Source organism: Pseudomonas sp. RW3S2 (genome assembly GCF_014268955.1).
Lineage (GTDB): Bacteria > Pseudomonadota > Gammaproteobacteria > Pseudomonadales > Pseudomonadaceae > Aquipseudomonas > Aquipseudomonas wayambapalatensis.
In genome coordinates this window covers 44,760-59,277 of the sequence record NZ_JABWRM010000019.1, presented here as the reverse complement: position 1 = coordinate 59,277, position 14,518 = coordinate 44,760, and the positions used below count along the sequence as shown (strand labels likewise).

Below are 14,518 nucleotides of genomic sequence, written 5' to 3'. Positions count from 1 at the left end.
GGGCCTGTTCGCGGCGGTTCGCCGTCCCGACTTGCCCGCCAAGAAGCCTCACTGGCCCGGGCTGGCTTCCACAGAAACCCGCCCGGCCCGCCGCCAGGCCTGCCGTGCAAAGCACACGAACAACCCTGCCATCACCGCCAGCGCCATGGGCAAGCCGTGCGGCGCGACGTCCATTGCCGCGCCGCTGACCAGCGGCCCGACCAGGCTACCTACACCCCACAGCAAGCCGACGCTGGCGTTGGCCGTCACCAGGTCCTTGCCCTTGAAGCGCTGCCCGATCAGCACCAGCGCCAAGGTATAGATCCCCCCTGCCACGGCCCCGAGCACCACCAGCAACGGCCACAGCAGCCAGGTCACCTGCAACAGCCACGGCAAGGCGATACCGATCGCCATCGCCACCAGCCCGCACGCCAGGTGCAGCCCGGTGCGCTCCACCCGGTCCGCCAGCCAGCCCAGCGGCAACTGGAACAGCATGTCGCCAGCGAACACCACCGTCACCATCAGCGCAGCCACGCCTATGGCAAAGCCATGGCTGGTGGCATACACCGGCAACAACGACAGCACCACGGCGTCGAAGAACGAGAAGAACAGCACCGCCACGCACAGGGCCGGGGCAACCCGGAAGAAGCCGCCCAGGGTGAAGCTCTTGTCGTCCTCCTCGCCATGCTCGACATGATCGTTCGGCACCGTGAGCAGGATGCACAGCAACGCCAGGCCATAGCAGGCGGTGACCACACCCGTCACCCAGGGGCTGTTGGCACCGACCAGCGCCAGCATCGCCGGACCCAGCACCTGGAAGCCGGTGAAACTGGTGGCGTACAGGGCCATGATCTTGCCGCGGTTGTGCTCCGGGCACAGTTCGTTGACCCACGACTCACCCAGGATGATCGCGATGCCCATGCCGATCCCCAGCGCCAGACGCAGCAGCGCCAGCAACCAGATCGACGCGAACGACCACTCCAGCAGGCCGATGCTCAGGGCGCAGAGGCTGAAGCACAGCAGGTAGATGGTGCGCCGGGTGAGGTGCCGGCAGCAGGCATCGACCATGAACGCCGAGAGCATCATGCCTGCGGCCGGAATGGCCGAGACGATGCCGATTTCCAGGGTGCCCGCCCCCGCCTCGTGCAGACGCAACGACACCAGCGGCAGGCTGGCCCCCAGGCTGAAGCCCACCACCGACACGGCGAACAGAAGGCCCGCCAGCAAACGCATGTTCATGTACCACTCCACTGAAAAAGACGTGCAAACGCAGGCGCCCGCGGCCACGCCGAGGCGGCGCAGCAGACAGGGGCGCTGATCAGTTCAGTGCGCGGTGTGTGGCGAGAAGGTGAAGGCGAACAGGACGCTGCGCCGGCGCTTGAGCACCGTGTCGCTCGGCCACGCGCGACGCGCTGTCGGGGCGACAGGCAGGCATGTGTGGCTGAGGGGGTGTGGGCGGCGCATTGCTGGAATCGCAGGGAAAAATGAAGGAGGCGGCACTCTAGGCCAGGGCTGATCGTTCAGTCAACTGGAGAGCCCCTTTCGCGGGCGAACCCGCGAAAGGGGCGCAGCAGGTGCCGGGGGCTCAACGCTTGCCGGTAGACGGCAGGAACACCGCCAGCAACCCGAACAACGGCAGGAACGAGCACAGCCCGTACACGTACTCGATCCCGCGCAGGTCGGCCAGATAACCGAGCAGCGCGGCACCGATCCCGCCGAACCCGAACATCAACCCGAAGAAGATGCCCGCGATCATGCCGACGTTCCCCGGCACCAGCTCCTGGGCGTACACCACGATCGCCGAGAACGCCGAGGCGAGGATGAAGCCGATCACCAGGCTCAGCACCGTGGTCCAGAACAGGTCGGCGTAGGGCAGCGCCAGGGTGAACGGTGCCACGCCCAGGATCGAGAACCAGATCACCGCCTTGCGCCCGATACGGTCACCGATCGGCCCTCCGAAGAAAGTGCCCGCCGCCACCGCGCCGAGGAACAGGAACAGGTGCAGTTGCGAGCTGGCCACCGACAGGTCGAACTTCTCGATCAGGTAGAACGTGAAGTAGCTGGTGAAGCTGGCCATGTAGAAGTACTTGGAGAACACCAGCAGCCCCAGCACGATCAACGCGGCGAGCACGCGCTGGCGCGACAGGCCATGGGTGGCAGCACCGGCCTTGCGCGCCTTGAACTGGTTCAGGTGATCCTTGTACCAGCGGCGCAGCAGCAAGGTCACACCGAAGAAGAACAACGCCGCCAGGCCGAACCAGGCGACGTGGGTCTGGCCGAACGGGATGACGATCGCCGCCGCCAGCAGCGGGCCGAAGGCCGAGCCGGCGTTGCCCCCTACCTGGAACGTCGACTGGGCCAGGCCGAAGCGTCCGCCGGAGGCCAGGCGGGCGATGCGCGAGGTTTCCGGGTGGAAGGTCGACGAGCCGATCCCCACCAGCGCCGAGGCCAGCAGGATCATCGGGAAACTGCCGACGAACGCCAGCATGACGATACCCACCAAGGTACACAGCGTGCCCAGCGGCAGCAGGTTCGGCGTCGGCCGCTTGTCGGTATAGAAGCCGACCCATGGCTGCAGCAGCGAGGCGGTCACCTGGAAGGTCAGGGTGATCAGGCCAATCTGGGCGAAGCTCAGGTCGTAGTTGGCCTTTAGCATCGGATAGATCGCCGGCAACACCGACTGGATCAGGTCGTTGATCAGGTGCGCAAGTGCGCAGAAGGTGATGATCCGCATCACCAGCGGGCTGCTGCCGGAAGTCGGCGTTGCACTGCTGGTCGTGGGGCTGGACGAGGTACTGCTGATGGCCATGGGCTCGACATCCGTGCTCAGGTTGGGATCCGATTATTAGAAACATCCCGATACGAAGCCACCCTTAATTTGTTTTTTCTGTGCGCTCACGCAATCACATGCGAACACCTTGAAAGACATGCCTGAAAAAGCGCAAAGACGCTTAAACCACAAGACCACCCATCGCCCACTCACTTGCAAATGGTTCTCACTATATTTAGCATCCTCAGCTCATTCCCTCCGCAAACACAGGGCACACCGCCCTTCTCGCGAGCAGACCGATCCCATGAACCCGATGCCCGCCGTGCAGTTCGATCACGACCCCCAACGCGAAGCACTGGAATGGTTCGCGCGCCTGCGCCAGCCGGGCGGTGACGAGCGGCAGCGCAAGGCCTTCGCGCTATGGTGCCAGGATCCGGACAATGCCCGCGCTTTTGCGGCGCTGGAAAGCCGCTGGCAGCAACTGCAGAGCCCGCCTGCGCGGCTGCGACCGCGGGAGGTGGCGGTACGTCGCAGTCACTGGGGCAAGGCACTGGGGGCGTTGTTCCTGTTGCTGCTGGCCGCGCTGGCCTACCTCTACTGGCCATTGATGCAGCGCCTGGGCAGCGAGCTGCACACCGCTGCAGGCGAGCGCCGCAGCCTGCGCCTGGCGGACGGTTCGACCCTGCATCTGGACAGCGCCAGCGCCATGAATGTCGACCTGCGCAGCCGCACCCGGCAACTGCAACTGCTGCAGGGCCAGGTGTACCTTGAAGTGATGCTCGATGGGCGTGCGCTGGAGGTGCAGGTGGACGCCGCGCGGATCCAGGTGTTCGGCACCCGCCTGATGATCGCCCGCAACAGCGACTACGACGAACTGGTGGTACTCAGCGGCAAGGCCATGGTCAGCCAGGGCGGCGACCAGCGCATGGTGTCGGCGGGCGAGCGGGTCAGGTTCAACCCGGTGCGTATCGATGCGGTGGAAAAGGCCGACATCAAGACTGCCGATGCCTGGCGCAGCGGGCAACTGGTCGCCCGGGACATGCCGTTGCAGCAAGTGCTGGAGCGGCTAGCCAGCTACCAAGGGCAGCGGGTGTGGCTGATGGACGAGCAAACCGCTTATCGGCGCATCAGCGGTGATTTCAACCTCGACCGCGCAGGCGAAACCCTCGACAGGCTCGCCGCCGCCCAACAACTGCGGGTCAACAACCTGCTCGGGCAGTGGCTGATCGTCCGCTGAAGCGGGCCTTCCGGCTAAGTTTTTGAAAGCGTGCAGATTTTTTTTGAAATGAGTGTTGACAGAGGGTCATCACAAGAGAATAATGCGCGCCATTGGCTACATAGCTCAGTTGGTTAGAGCATAGCATTCATAATGCTGGGGTCCGGGGTTCAAGTCCCTGTGTAGCCACCAAATACGAAAAGGGCTTACCGCAAGGTAAGCCCTTTTTCTTTGCCCTCGAGAATCCCCTTCAGCGTATTCCCGCCATGGCGACGGCCACCCCCAGGCCAATCAATGCCACGCCGATCACCCGATCCACCACGATCTGTCGTTCGATCATCGCCTTGCGCAGCCCGGTGCTGGAGAAAAACACCGCCACCAGGCTGAACCACGCCCAATGGGCCAACGACATGAAGGCACCATAGCCCAGGTTTATCGCCAGTTCGCTGCCCGGCTTTACCACCTGCGTGTAGGCGCTGATCACGAACAGCATGGTCTTGGGGTTCAGTGCGTTGGTGAGAAAGCCCGTGCGCAGGGCCGCGAATGTGCCCCCCGCATTCGCCGGCTTCTGGCTGTCGAGCCGGATGCGCTGAGTATTGGTCAGCGACTTGTACCCCAGGTAGACCAGATACCCCGCCCCCAGGGTTTTCATCAGCACGAACAGCGTCGGGCTGCGGCTGATGAGCACCGCGATGCCGAACAGTGTGTACAACACATGCACCTGAACCCCCAGGGCGATCCCCAGCGCTGCCGCCAATCCGGCCCGACGCCCTTGTGCATAACTGCTGCGAGTGACCATGGCGAAGTCGGCGCCGGGGCTGATGACAGCCAGGAGGGTGAACAGGGCAACGGCGATCAGTTCGGTCATGCAGGAGGCCTCGATAGGTGACGTCAGTACACAGGAGGGACGATTATCGAAGGCGCTGGCACGAGTAAAAATCGATTTTATCGCGGCTTTATCTGCTAGTTTTCATCACCTATTCTTTGACGCACATGGCTTCTTCACGCCAGCCACTCCAGCGGCAGCCCGGAACAGACAGCGGACTCCCCCATGAAACTCCCCCACCTCACCGCCCTGCGCTACTTCGACAGTGCCGCTCGCAGCGAAAGCTTCGTGCGCGCCGCCGAGCAACTGCACGTCACCCATGGCGCAGTCAGCCGCCAGGTCCGCCTGCTCGAAGAGGGCCTGGGGATCGAACTGTTCGAACGCCGCAACCGCGCAGTCTTTCTCACCGCCGCCGGTCGCACCCTGTTCGACACCACGCAAACGATCTTCGAACAGCTCGCCAGCACGGTGCAGCGCCTTCAGGAACACGCCCAGGACAACGTCCTGGTGCTGTCGTGCGAGCCCACCCTCGCCATGCGCTGGCTGATCCCGCGCCTGCCGGACTTCCATGCCCGCCACCCGGATCTGCAATTGCACCTGGTGGCCGCGGGCGGCCCGGTCGACTTCACCCGCGGCGGTATCGACCTGGCATTACGCCGTGACGACTTCCGCTGGGATCGCCAACTGCACAGCCTGAAGATCTGCGCGGAATGGATCGGCCCGGTCGTCCGCTCGGGCGCGCCCACAACGCTCGATGGCCAGCGTCTGCTGCACAGCCACACCCGCACCACAGCCTGGAACACCTGGCTGAGCCTGAGCGGCAACAGCGTCACCCATACGGAACGCAGCGACTATGAGCATTTCTATCTGTCAATCCAGGCCGCCAGTGCCGGGCTGGGCATGGCCATCGCCTCGGCCCTGATGGTTGGCGATGAACTACACAGCGGCCAGTTGCAGGCGCCCTACGGATTTATGCGCGACGGCTCGGCCTATCATCTGCTCAGCCCCCAGCCCCTGGACGATGACAGCAAGCGCCAGCGCTTCGCCGAATGGGTCTTGTGCCAGTGCCAGGGCAGTCTCGATCAGCTGGGCCTGGCACAGAACGACGAACCTGCGCTGCCGTCGCCACCCCAGGTGCGGTAGCCCGCGGTATCGAGATGGATACGGCCTGAAGGGTAGCGCCCCAGCCCCATGTTCCAGGCCTGTCCGTGCTGCTGCCAGAAGACGCACAGCGGATTGGGATCGGCCCAGTCGGGCAGCAACAGGTCGACAGCGAAGGCGCGGGTATGGGCGCTGCCCACCGCGCCCCCGGCACAGGCGTTGAGCTTGGGGTCGCGGTAGGCGGACACCACCTCGAACCGGCGCAGGATGCCCTGCTCATCGAGGGTGCGGATCAGGGCCAGGGTAGAGCGCACCGCCGGCCATTGCGCGGTGGGCGCCACGGCGAACGGCGAGGCGCGGCACAGACGCCAGTCCGACGCCGAGCGCAGCAACTGGTGGATCGGCACCACCCCGTACAACCGCGCATCCACCAGCATCTGGCGAAACGCGCGGGTCTCGTGATCGCCCGCCCAATGGGCGAACATCCGCACATCACGCTCATCGGCGCAGACCCCTGTCATCGCCAAAAGCGACGTCGCCAACAGCCATGTTCCGACGCTTTTCATCCCCCACCTCTTCATCCAGTATGAGCAGCCCGCCGATCCTGGCGGCCACTGACAAGGAGTTAAGCATGCAAAAGATGGCTGTATCGGGCCTGGCCGCCCTCGCCTTCAGCGGCCTGGCACTGGCGGATGCTCAGGTCGACCTGGGCGATGCGCAACGGGTCACCCGCCTGTTCGCCTTCCCCAACAACTGCCACGTGATCTGCTTTCGCGACTGGACGCTGGAACAGACCGTCGAGCACTACCTGACCCAGAGCGTACGCCGCGACGGCTATGCCAACGCCCAGGTACAGGTGCGTCGCGACAACGACAGGCTGCATGCCCATATCAGCGACGTTCCGCCCAGCTATGCCGAGCCGTTGCGCAAGCTGCTCGACAGCGGCGAGCTGGCCTACCAGGGCGCCACGCGCCTGAACAACGATGGCAAGTGGGCCTACGACTGGTACCTGTTCCTGCCACTGGGCATGGCCCTGGAAAATCGCCGCAGCATCGAGCTGTTGCACTTCCCGCCGGATTATTCGCTGACCCAGGCCCAGGACTACCTGCGTTCCAACACCACCGATCGCTGGGCACAGCTGCTGACCTTCAACGGTGTCGAGGCCAGCCAGACCCCGGCCTACCAGACCATCGTCGACATCGCCCCGATCGCCGCGCCCGCCAGCGCCGGCAAGGACCTGGAAGGCACCTACAGCTACTTCGCCGACTATCAGACGCGCATGGTCAAGGAGATGACCCTGCGCCACGACGCCAAGCCCCTGCCGATGGTGGCCTTCGGCGCCCCGGTGCGCAGCTGGATCCAGCAGCAGTACGGGCCGAAGGTCAATGTGCTGGGGCTGGTCAGCATCAGCCCTGAAGCCGGCACCCAGGTACCGGTGCTGGGCGCCAACCACCCGAGCGCGATCTGGTATGCGGCCGACAAGAACAACACCGGCGGAGATCAGGACAAGGCGGACGCTGCGGGCCTGAAGATGATGGGCCAGGACCTGAGCGCCGCCTGCTGGCAGGCCGGCATGGGCCGCAACCCGCAGGCTGACGCCAAGCTGACGCTGCAGGCCTGCTCGAACAAATGGCAGGTAACCCAGAAAAAACAGACCTGCGAACTGTTCTACCGCACCATCCGCGACATGACCCCGGAGCAGGCTGCGGCCAAGTGCAACACCGGCACCGTGACCCGCAGCCTGAGGGACTTGCGCAAACCCGTGGAGATCACGGCGCCGCAGGGCTGACAGGCGTCGTCTAGACCCTGAAGGCCCCGATCAGCCGCTTCAACTCCACCACCTGGCTCGACAGCGCGCGGCTGGCGTCCTCCGTCTGGCAGGCACCCTGGGTGGTGTCCTGCGCCGCGCGGTTGATCGCCACGATGTTCTGGTCGATGTCATGGGCCACGGCCGTCTGCTGCTCGACGGCCGCGGCGATCTGCTGGTTCTGCTCGACGATGCCACCCACCGCGCCCAGGATATTGGCCAGTGCCTGTTGCACCTGCCGCGCCTCATCCACGGTCCCCGCCGCCATCTGGTGGCTGCTGCCCATGGCGCGCACCGCAGCACCAACCCCCTCCTGCAGGCGCTGGATCATCTGCGCGATTTCCTCGGTGGAGTCCTGGGTGCGGCGTGCCAAGGTACGTACTTCATCGGCAACCACGGCAAAGCCTCTGCCCTGCTCGCCCGCACGCGCCGCCTCGATGGCCGCGTTCAGGGCCAGCAGGTTGGTCTGCTCGGCAATACTGCGGATCACTTCCAGTACCCGGCCGATGGCCTGGCTGTCGCCGACCAATTGGTTGACCGCAGCCACCGTCTGGTCGATCTCGCCGGCCAGGCGAGCAATGCTGTCCTGCTGGTGCGCCACCAGGCTACGCCCGTTGGCACTCTCGCGGTTGACCTGCTGCGCGCCATCGGCGGCCAGCGCCGCGCTGCGGGCCACCTCCTGGGCGGTGGCGCTCATCTGGTTCATGGCCGTGGCCACCTGCTCGATCTGTTCGCGCTGGCCACTCACGGCCTGGTTGCTGCGTGTCGACACCGACAGCACCTGCCCGGCCTGCTCCTCGACGGTCGCCACGGTACGCCCGACCTGCTCGATCAGCCCCCGGATGCGTCGTACGGTCTCGTTGAAGCCCTGGCCCAGCTCGCCCAGCTCATCCTGGCTGCGTACCTCGAAGCTGACCGTCATATCGCCACCGGCCACCCTGTCCATGGCCGCGCCAAGATTGCCGAGGGTGCGCCGGGTCGACACATAGAAACCGCTGTAGAGATAGAGGATCGACAGGAACACGCTGGCCAGCGCCGCAACCAACGCGATCATGTGCAAGCGGTGCTCGTCCAGGCGCGCCTGCAATTGCTGCTGCAGGTGGGCGACCACTGCGTCGTTGAGCCGGTAGGTTTCGCCCATCAGGGCACTGACCTGCTCGTAGAACGCAGGCCAGGGTGCGTCGAGGGTTTCGGCCACCACGACCTGTTCCTCGAACAGCGCCGCAGCCCGGCGCACCGTTGCCTGGCTGAGCTGGGCCTGCGTACCGAGGCTGGCCTTGGCCTCGGCATCGGCTGCCAAGGCGTCGTCCACTCGCAGGGCGTAGTCAGCCGACAGACGCTCCAGGCGTTGCAGCAAGTCTTCGAAACGGGCACTCCCTGCCGAATCGATGAAACCGCGGCCCAGGGCAACGGCGCCGATGGTCCGTCCTTCGCCGAGCATCTGGGTGACCTGTGCGGTGCTGGCACCGATCAGGTCGCTCAACTGGCGTACCGATGCCTGGTTGTCCTGGGTCAACCCCGTCTGGCTGGCCACCAGCTTGCCCAGCACCTGGGCCTGGGCCAGCAGCTTGTCGAACAGTGCGGTCTTGTTTTGCAGGGAGGTTTCGGCACGAGCCCTGGCGAAGGCGTCGGCCAGCTCGACGCGCTTGGCTTCGAGTTGCGGATCCTGGCTCGCCAGGGCCTGGAGCTGGGCCTGGACCTTGTCCTCAAGGGCATCGATACGCGCTTCGACATCCCCTGCCTGGCCCGACTGACCGAGCACGGCGTTGATCTGCAGGAGATTGCCCAGGCTTTCGAGATCGCCCCGCAGGCTAAGGCTGCCAGCCACGGGGCCAAGGCCGTTCAGCTCGACGCCTGTGACATGGAACTGGCGATAGGCATCGCGAACCAGGTAGAAGCTGGTAACCAGCATGGGCAGGAAGAACAGGACGCTGATCAGGCTGAACTTCATGCCGAAGCTCAGCCGGTTCATCAACGCGATGGCCGGATGGAGCAGGCGCTTCATGGGTCACCTCCTTGGATTTTTATTGTTCTGCGGGGTAGCACAAGGCCATAACTGGCCGAGGCTCTGTATAGCGCAGAATCAATCCAAGGTTTGTAACTTAAGGTTAAGCAGCCTCGCCGCTCACCTCAGAGCAGCACCGTCCACAGTGCAAACACCGCGTACCACAGCACCGCGCTGCGCAGCAGCAGCTCCCACAGGCTGTCCAGGCGCGCCAGCGCGCTCTGCGCCTCTTCTTCCTCGGGAATGTCATCGGCCACCCGCCCGACACGGGCGATCAACTGCCCGGCGCTGATGTGCCAGTTGAGCACTTCGTGCAGCATCACCCGGGTCACCGAAACGAAGTTGCCGACCAGCGCGAAGCTCAGCGCCAGCACCCGCACCGGCAGCCAGTCCATGGCATGGCGCAGCTGCGCCGCGCGCTCCTTGAGCGCCGGTTGACGGCTGTTCGCCGCACTCAGCGCCAGCAAGCGATACCCCAGCGCTGCGGCCGGACCGAGCAGGAAGTACCAGAAAATCACGGCAAAGAAGCTCTGGTACGCCTGCCACACCAGGTTGCCCTGCACCCGTGCCAGCAGGTCGCGCGGATCGTCTGCCGCCAGGCCCAGGTCGCGCTCGGCCACATGCAGCGCCGCCTGTTCATCACCCCGACGCCAGGCATCGCGGAACGGGCCGAGCGCCGCCTTGGCATCACCGCGCCCGAGGCTGTAGATCAGCACCAGCAGGTGCACCGGCAGTGCCAGCAGGCCGTAGGCCACCGGCTGCAACACGTGCAGCAGCAAGGCCAGCACCAGCACCGGAGCCAGCACCAGGATCGCCAGGCTCCACCAGGGGTGCACCTTGCCGCTGCGCTCCAGACGTACCAACTCCCCCAGGAAGAACCCGTCACGTTGCAAGCGATGGCGCAGGGACGAGAACTGTTCGACCCACAACACCAGTACCAACACCAGGAAACTCATGCCTTGTCCTCGTTCAGCGCGGCGCGGTAGCGGGGCCAGTCGAAGGCTGGCCCGGGATCGGTCTTGCGCCCCGGCGCGATATGGTCGTGGCCCTGGATGCGTTCGGGACCGATCGCAGGCCAGCGGCTGCGGATCTGCCGCGTCAGTTGTTGCAGGGCGGTGTACTGGGCATCGGTGTAGGGCATATCGTCGGTGCCTTCGAGCTCGATGCCGATGGAAAAGTCATTGCATCCCTCGCGCCCGTCGAAGCACGACACCCCGGCATGCCAGGCGCGGTCGAGCAACGAGACGAACTGGGTGACCGCGCCATCGCGCTCGACGAACAGATGCGCCGACACAGTCAGGTGCTGGATGCTTTCGAAGTAGGGATGCTCGGCCGGATCAAGCCGGTTCTGGAAGAACTGCTGAACCTTGCCCGTGCCGAAACAGGCCGGCGGCAGGCTGATGTTGTGGATCACCAGCAGGGAAATCGCCTCGCCGTCGGGGCGGGCGTTGAAGTTCGGCGAGGGGCAGTGAGTGACACCGGAGAACCAGCCAGTGGCGCGGTCCAATTGCATGGGCAGATCCTGAAAAACGCCGGATACGAGGCTTCAGTATGCCCCGCCAACCGCGCGCTTGCATGTAAATGATTGTTGGCGCCTCAACGTACCTGGGCGATGCGCAGGCTGTCGAGCACTGCATCCAGGGCGCGTTCGAACAGCAGCCCGTCGTCCAGCACCCGTGCCTCGCCACGGTGCAGGGCAAGGGCCAGGCCGATGCTGTTCCACTCGCGCACCTTCATGCCGGTGCGGTTGGCGAAGACCAGCCGATCACTGCTGTCGATACGCGCCACCAGCTTGCAGCGCAGCGGCTCGTCCTCGTCGCTGAGCTCGATCCAGGTGCCCAGGCGCAGACGCTGGACCTGGCGCAGTTGCGGGCTGTGTTCGTCCAGCACCGGCATCAGGCCACCTGCCGACTCCTCGGCGACGGCCAGGACGATGTCCGACTCGACCCGCACATCGTCAGCCTCGTCCTGCCAGTGGCCAGGCTCGGCACAGGCGCGCAGGTGCAGACGCTCCAGCTGCAGGAAGAACTCGCGCAGCGCGGCCGAGTCCAGTGCCACCCCCGCCAGCCCATCGCGCAACGCCTTGAGCAGGCCCGGCACCTGTTCGAGCAGGGCCTGGCGCGCTTGCGCCCCCGGGTGTGGGGCGATGCTGGCCAGCAGCGCGTCCATGGTCGCCAGACCATCGATCCAGGCCGCCGATGCCTCGCCCTGCTTGAGCCAGGCCAGCAGCAGCACCTGGCTCCAGGAGTCCACCAGCATCTGCACCACCACCCGCGGCAATACGCGCCCGCGCAGGCGTTGGTTGAGCGCATGCTGGACCTGCTGGCGTGCCTGCAACGTCCGCGCCCGGCCCTCTTCGGCATCGCGGGTGCGCTGCTCCAACAGCTCGTTGCGCCGGCGCTCTTCAGTGCTGAAGAGCAGGAACTCGTCGAGCACCTCGGCGAACAGCCGAGCATCGTCGGTGAAATCGCTGAGCAGCCGCAGGACGATACGCTCCACCCGCGCCTGCAGCCCTTCACCCGCCCCTTCCCAACCGATGGCCATGGCGGCGATTTCGTTGAGCAGGCGGCGCGCCGGATGGCTGGCACGGCTGAACAGGCTCTTGTCGAGCAGGGCGACCTTGAGCAGAGGGATGTGCAGGCGTCCAAGCAGGGCACGCAGGGGCGGCGGCAGGTTATCGTCGCGCTCGATGTAATCGAACAGCAGGCCGACCAGGTTGATCATGTCCTCGTCGGCGGTGGCCAGGCGGCGGCGCGTGCCACTGCGAACGCTGACCCGCAGCAACAGCTGCTCGAGCTGCTGGCCCAGGTCGAAGTCGTCGGCCTCGAACGGCCCAGGCACGTAGTGCTGAAGGTGGGTGAGCAGGCGCAGCAGGTCGGCGCTACCGATCGGCTGCGCCGTCGAGACACTCTGCAAGCGCGGCGCCAGCCTGCCACGTACCGGTGCCAGCAGGCCTTCCAGCGAGGCGAAGTACGCCTGGCCGGCGCTGTCCGCACCAATGTCTTCACCCGCGATCAACGAGGCCTGGGTGTGGCGTGCGGCCAGGCTGCGGTCCTCGGCTCGCCGGCGCGGGGCGGGGGCAAGTTCGCCAAGCACGCCCGCCGCGGCCAGTAGCTGGTTGGCCTCGCCATAGAGCAGGTCGACGTCGCGCAGCACATAGCGCTCGAACAGCTTGAGCAGGACCAGCTTGACCTTGAGGTCTACCCCCAGGCTGCGTCCGGCGTCCAGAAAGTAGCCACACAGGCACGCAGGCCCCAGCGGATTGCAGCGCGCATCCAGGGGGATTTCTAGCAAGGCGGCGAGGCGCTGGCCGAGTTGCTCGAGGGCAAAGCCGTCGCGCGCCAGCACGCGCTCGACCATGGCCCCAACGGCCAGGGTTCGTTCGCGCTGGGCCTTGCCGACGGGCAGGTCGATACTGCCCAGCGCGCCCAGCGGGTCGGCCTGGCCGATGCGGCTGAAGGTGTCGTGGAAGGTGTCGAGAAAGGCCCGCTCGATGCTCTTGCGCTTGAGACGCAAGTCGCGCATGGCTTCGAAATAGAGGTGTTGCTGATCGCCAGCGCAGGCCTTGTCGGCCATTTCGAAGAGGGTGTCGTCAGCGTTGTCGAACAGGGCACGCAGCCCCTGGCGCAGGTGCAGTGCAGCTTTGTCACGCACTTGCAGGAGCACGACGGGAAGGCAAGGCAAGGGCGTACGCACCCCTCTGTCGATGGCGGCCACCAAGGGCCCCATCTTGCCTTCTTCATGCATCCCGAACTCCTTGCAGGGTATTGGTCGACTGGCGAGGAAACATCGTCAAAGCTATGACGCCAAATACAAGGCGCCATTATCAGTGAAAAAGATGAAAGCTGCCAACACGCCATTTACAGGACGCGACCAGGCGCACACTTCCCGACTGCAGGGTCGACGGCTGTACACCGCGCCCCCCTGCCCTATAATCGCCGGCATCTAGCTTGTGGAGCCGACCATGCCGAACCTACGTCTCGCCGATCTCACCGCCGAAATCGAATCCAACGTGCGCCGCGCGCTGCTGGAAGACGTCGGCAGCGGCGACATCACCGCCCAGCTGATTCCGGCCGAGCGGCTGGCCAAGGCCACCATCATCACGCGCGAAGACTGCGTGATCGCCGGCACCGCCTGGGTCGATACCGTGTTCCGCCAGCTCGACCCACGGGTGGCGGTGCACTGGCAGGTGGCCGATGGCGAACGCGCCACTGCCAACCAGGTGCTGTTCCACCTCGAAGGCCCGGCCCGTTCGCTGCTGACCGGCGAGCGCTCGGCACTGAATTTCCTGCAGATGCTCTCGGGCGTGGCCACCCGCGCACGCTTTCTTGCCGACCTGGTCGAGGGCACCCAGGTACGCTTGCTCGATACCCGCAAGACCCTGCCGGGCCTGCGTCTTGCGCAGAAGTACGCGGTCACCTGCGGGGGTTGCCACAATCACCGCATCGGCCTGTATGACGCCTTCCTGATCAAAGAGAACCACATCGCGGCCAGCGGCGGCGTGGCCGAAGCCGTCGCCGCCGCGCACCGCATCGCGCCGGGCAAGCCAGTGGAAATCGAAGTGGAAAGCCTGGACGAACTGCGTCAGGCCCTGGCGGCCGGTGCCGATATCGTCATGCTCGACGAACTGACCCTGGACGAAATGCGCGAAGCGGTGCGCATCACTGCGGGCAAGGCCAAGCTCGAAGCCAGCGGCGGGGTCAACGAAACCACGCTGCGGGTCATCGCCGAAACCGGTGTGGACTACATCTCCATCGGCGCGATGACCAAGGATGTGAAGGCCGTCGACCTGTCGATGCGCCTGAGCCTCTGAT

General features: G+C 65.4%; 12 protein-coding genes and 1 tRNA gene. 5 read left to right on the top strand and 8 right to left on the bottom strand.

Translation table 11 applies throughout. The annotated features are described in order from the left end of the window. Positions 1-48: 48 nt before the first annotated feature. Together HU748_RS22425 and HU748_RS22420 are read right to left on the bottom strand one after the other, a co-directional pair. The gene (locus HU748_RS22425) at positions 49-1,218 is read right to left on the bottom strand and encodes an MFS transporter (RefSeq protein WP_186667627.1); all 1,170 of its coding nucleotides are present in this window, start codon (positions 1,216-1,218) and stop codon (positions 49-51) included. A gap of 346 nt (positions 1,219-1,564) precedes the next feature. Then, positions 1,565-2,788 carry an MFS transporter gene (locus HU748_RS22420; RefSeq protein ID WP_186667626.1) on the bottom strand — a complete coding sequence of 408 codons (1,224 nt, stop codon included), beginning with the start codon at positions 2,786-2,788 and terminating at the stop codon, positions 1,565-1,567. Positions 2,789-3,053: 265 nt separating this feature from the next. Here HU748_RS22420 and HU748_RS22415 point away from each other — a divergent pair, with 265 nt between their 5' ends. After that, positions 3,054-3,986, top strand: coding sequence for a FecR domain-containing protein (locus HU748_RS22415; protein WP_186667625.1), 933 nt, complete (start codon positions 3,054-3,056; stop codon positions 3,984-3,986). 94 nt (positions 3,987-4,080) lie between these two features. Next, positions 4,081-4,157 (top strand) — tRNA-Met (locus HU748_RS22410). Positions 4,158-4,215: 58 nt separating this feature from the next. On the opposite strand, the gene HU748_RS22405 is transcribed toward HU748_RS22410, so the two are convergent. Next, on the bottom strand, positions 4,216-4,833 hold the full coding sequence (locus HU748_RS22405; protein WP_186709409.1) for a LysE family translocator: 618 nt from the start codon (positions 4,831-4,833) through the stop codon (positions 4,216-4,218). Between the two features lie 183 nt (positions 4,834-5,016). On the opposite strand from HU748_RS22405, the gene HU748_RS22400 reads away from it, so the two are divergent. Then, positions 5,017-5,934 carry a LysR substrate-binding domain-containing protein gene (locus HU748_RS22400; protein ID WP_186721982.1) on the top strand — a complete coding sequence of 306 codons (918 nt, stop codon included), beginning with the start codon at positions 5,017-5,019 and terminating at the stop codon, positions 5,932-5,934. On the opposite strand, the gene HU748_RS22395 is transcribed toward HU748_RS22400, so the two are convergent. Further along, the gene (locus tag HU748_RS22395) at positions 5,874-6,458 is read right to left on the bottom strand and encodes a D-Ala-D-Ala carboxypeptidase family metallohydrolase (RefSeq protein WP_186721981.1); all 585 of its coding nucleotides are present in this window, start codon (positions 6,456-6,458) and stop codon (positions 5,874-5,876) included. The genes HU748_RS22400 and HU748_RS22395 overlap by 61 nt on opposite strands. Before the next feature lie 65 nt (positions 6,459-6,523). On the opposite strand from HU748_RS22395, the gene HU748_RS22390 reads away from it, so the two are divergent. After that, positions 6,524-7,681, top strand: a complete 1,158-nt coding sequence (locus HU748_RS22390; RefSeq protein WP_186709415.1) for a hypothetical protein — start codon at positions 6,524-6,526, stop codon at positions 7,679-7,681. Positions 7,682-7,691: 10 nt separating this feature from the next. On the opposite strand, the gene HU748_RS22385 is transcribed toward HU748_RS22390, so the two are convergent. From HU748_RS22385 to HU748_RS22370, 4 genes are all read right to left on the bottom strand, one after another. Continuing rightward, positions 7,692-9,704 carry a methyl-accepting chemotaxis protein gene (locus HU748_RS22385; protein ID WP_186721980.1) on the bottom strand — a complete coding sequence of 671 codons (2,013 nt, stop codon included), beginning with the start codon at positions 9,702-9,704 and terminating at the stop codon, positions 7,692-7,694. Positions 9,705-9,829: 125 nt separating this feature from the next. Continuing rightward, positions 9,830-10,660: a regulatory signaling modulator protein AmpE gene (ampE, locus tag HU748_RS22380; protein ID WP_186667619.1), complete on the bottom strand. Its 831-nt coding sequence runs from the start codon at positions 10,658-10,660 to the stop codon at positions 9,830-9,832. Then, positions 10,657-11,217, bottom strand: a complete 561-nt coding sequence (gene ampD, locus HU748_RS22375; RefSeq protein ID WP_186667618.1) for a 1,6-anhydro-N-acetylmuramyl-L-alanine amidase AmpD — start codon at positions 11,215-11,217, stop codon at positions 10,657-10,659. Before ampD ends, ampE begins: the two co-directional genes overlap by 4 nt. A gap of 83 nt (positions 11,218-11,300) precedes the next feature. After that, positions 11,301-13,451: a DUF1631 domain-containing protein gene (locus tag HU748_RS22370; RefSeq protein ID WP_186721978.1), complete on the bottom strand. Its 2,151-nt coding sequence runs from the start codon at positions 13,449-13,451 to the stop codon at positions 11,301-11,303. A 217-nt stretch (positions 13,452-13,668) separates the two neighbouring features. Here HU748_RS22370 and nadC point away from each other — a divergent pair, with 217 nt between their 5' ends. Next, positions 13,669-14,517: a carboxylating nicotinate-nucleotide diphosphorylase gene (gene nadC, locus HU748_RS22365; RefSeq protein ID WP_186667616.1), complete on the top strand. Its 849-nt coding sequence runs from the start codon at positions 13,669-13,671 to the stop codon at positions 14,515-14,517. The last annotated feature ends 1 nt before the right edge of the window (position 14,518 follow it).

What these genes read in the sequence shown, in the direction of transcription:
- HU748_RS22400 (WP_186721982.1), top strand. Translation starts at nt 5,017, where the DNA reads ATGAAACTCCCCCACCTCACCGCCCTGCGCTACTTCGACAGTGCCGCT.
- HU748_RS22420 (WP_186667626.1), bottom strand. Translation starts at nt 2,788, where the DNA reads ATGGCCATCAGCAGTACCTCGTCCAGCCCCACGACCAGCAGTGCAACG.
- HU748_RS22415 (WP_186667625.1), top strand. Translation starts at nt 3,054, where the DNA reads ATGAACCCGATGCCCGCCGTGCAGTTCGATCACGACCCCCAACGCGAA.
- HU748_RS22390 (WP_186709415.1), top strand. Translation starts at nt 6,524, where the DNA reads ATGCAAAAGATGGCTGTATCGGGCCTGGCCGCCCTCGCCTTCAGCGGC.
- HU748_RS22385 (WP_186721980.1), bottom strand. Translation starts at nt 9,704, where the DNA reads ATGAAGCGCCTGCTCCATCCGGCCATCGCGTTGATGAACCGGCTGAGC.
- HU748_RS22405 (WP_186709409.1), bottom strand. Translation starts at nt 4,833, where the DNA reads ATGACCGAACTGATCGCCGTTGCCCTGTTCACCCTCCTGGCTGTCATC.
- ampD (WP_186667618.1), bottom strand. Translation starts at nt 11,217, where the DNA reads ATGCAATTGGACCGCGCCACTGGCTGGTTCTCCGGTGTCACTCACTGC.
- HU748_RS22370 (WP_186721978.1), bottom strand. Translation starts at nt 13,451, where the DNA reads ATGCATGAAGAAGGCAAGATGGGGCCCTTGGTGGCCGCCATCGACAGA.
- nadC (WP_186667616.1), top strand. Translation starts at nt 13,669, where the DNA reads ATGCCGAACCTACGTCTCGCCGATCTCACCGCCGAAATCGAATCCAAC.
- HU748_RS22395 (WP_186721981.1), bottom strand. Translation starts at nt 6,458, where the DNA reads ATGAAAAGCGTCGGAACATGGCTGTTGGCGACGTCGCTTTTGGCGATG.
- ampE (WP_186667619.1), bottom strand. Translation starts at nt 10,660, where the DNA reads ATGAGTTTCCTGGTGTTGGTACTGGTGTTGTGGGTCGAACAGTTCTCG.
- HU748_RS22425 (WP_186667627.1), bottom strand. Translation starts at nt 1,218, where the DNA reads ATGAACATGCGTTTGCTGGCGGGCCTTCTGTTCGCCGTGTCGGTGGTG.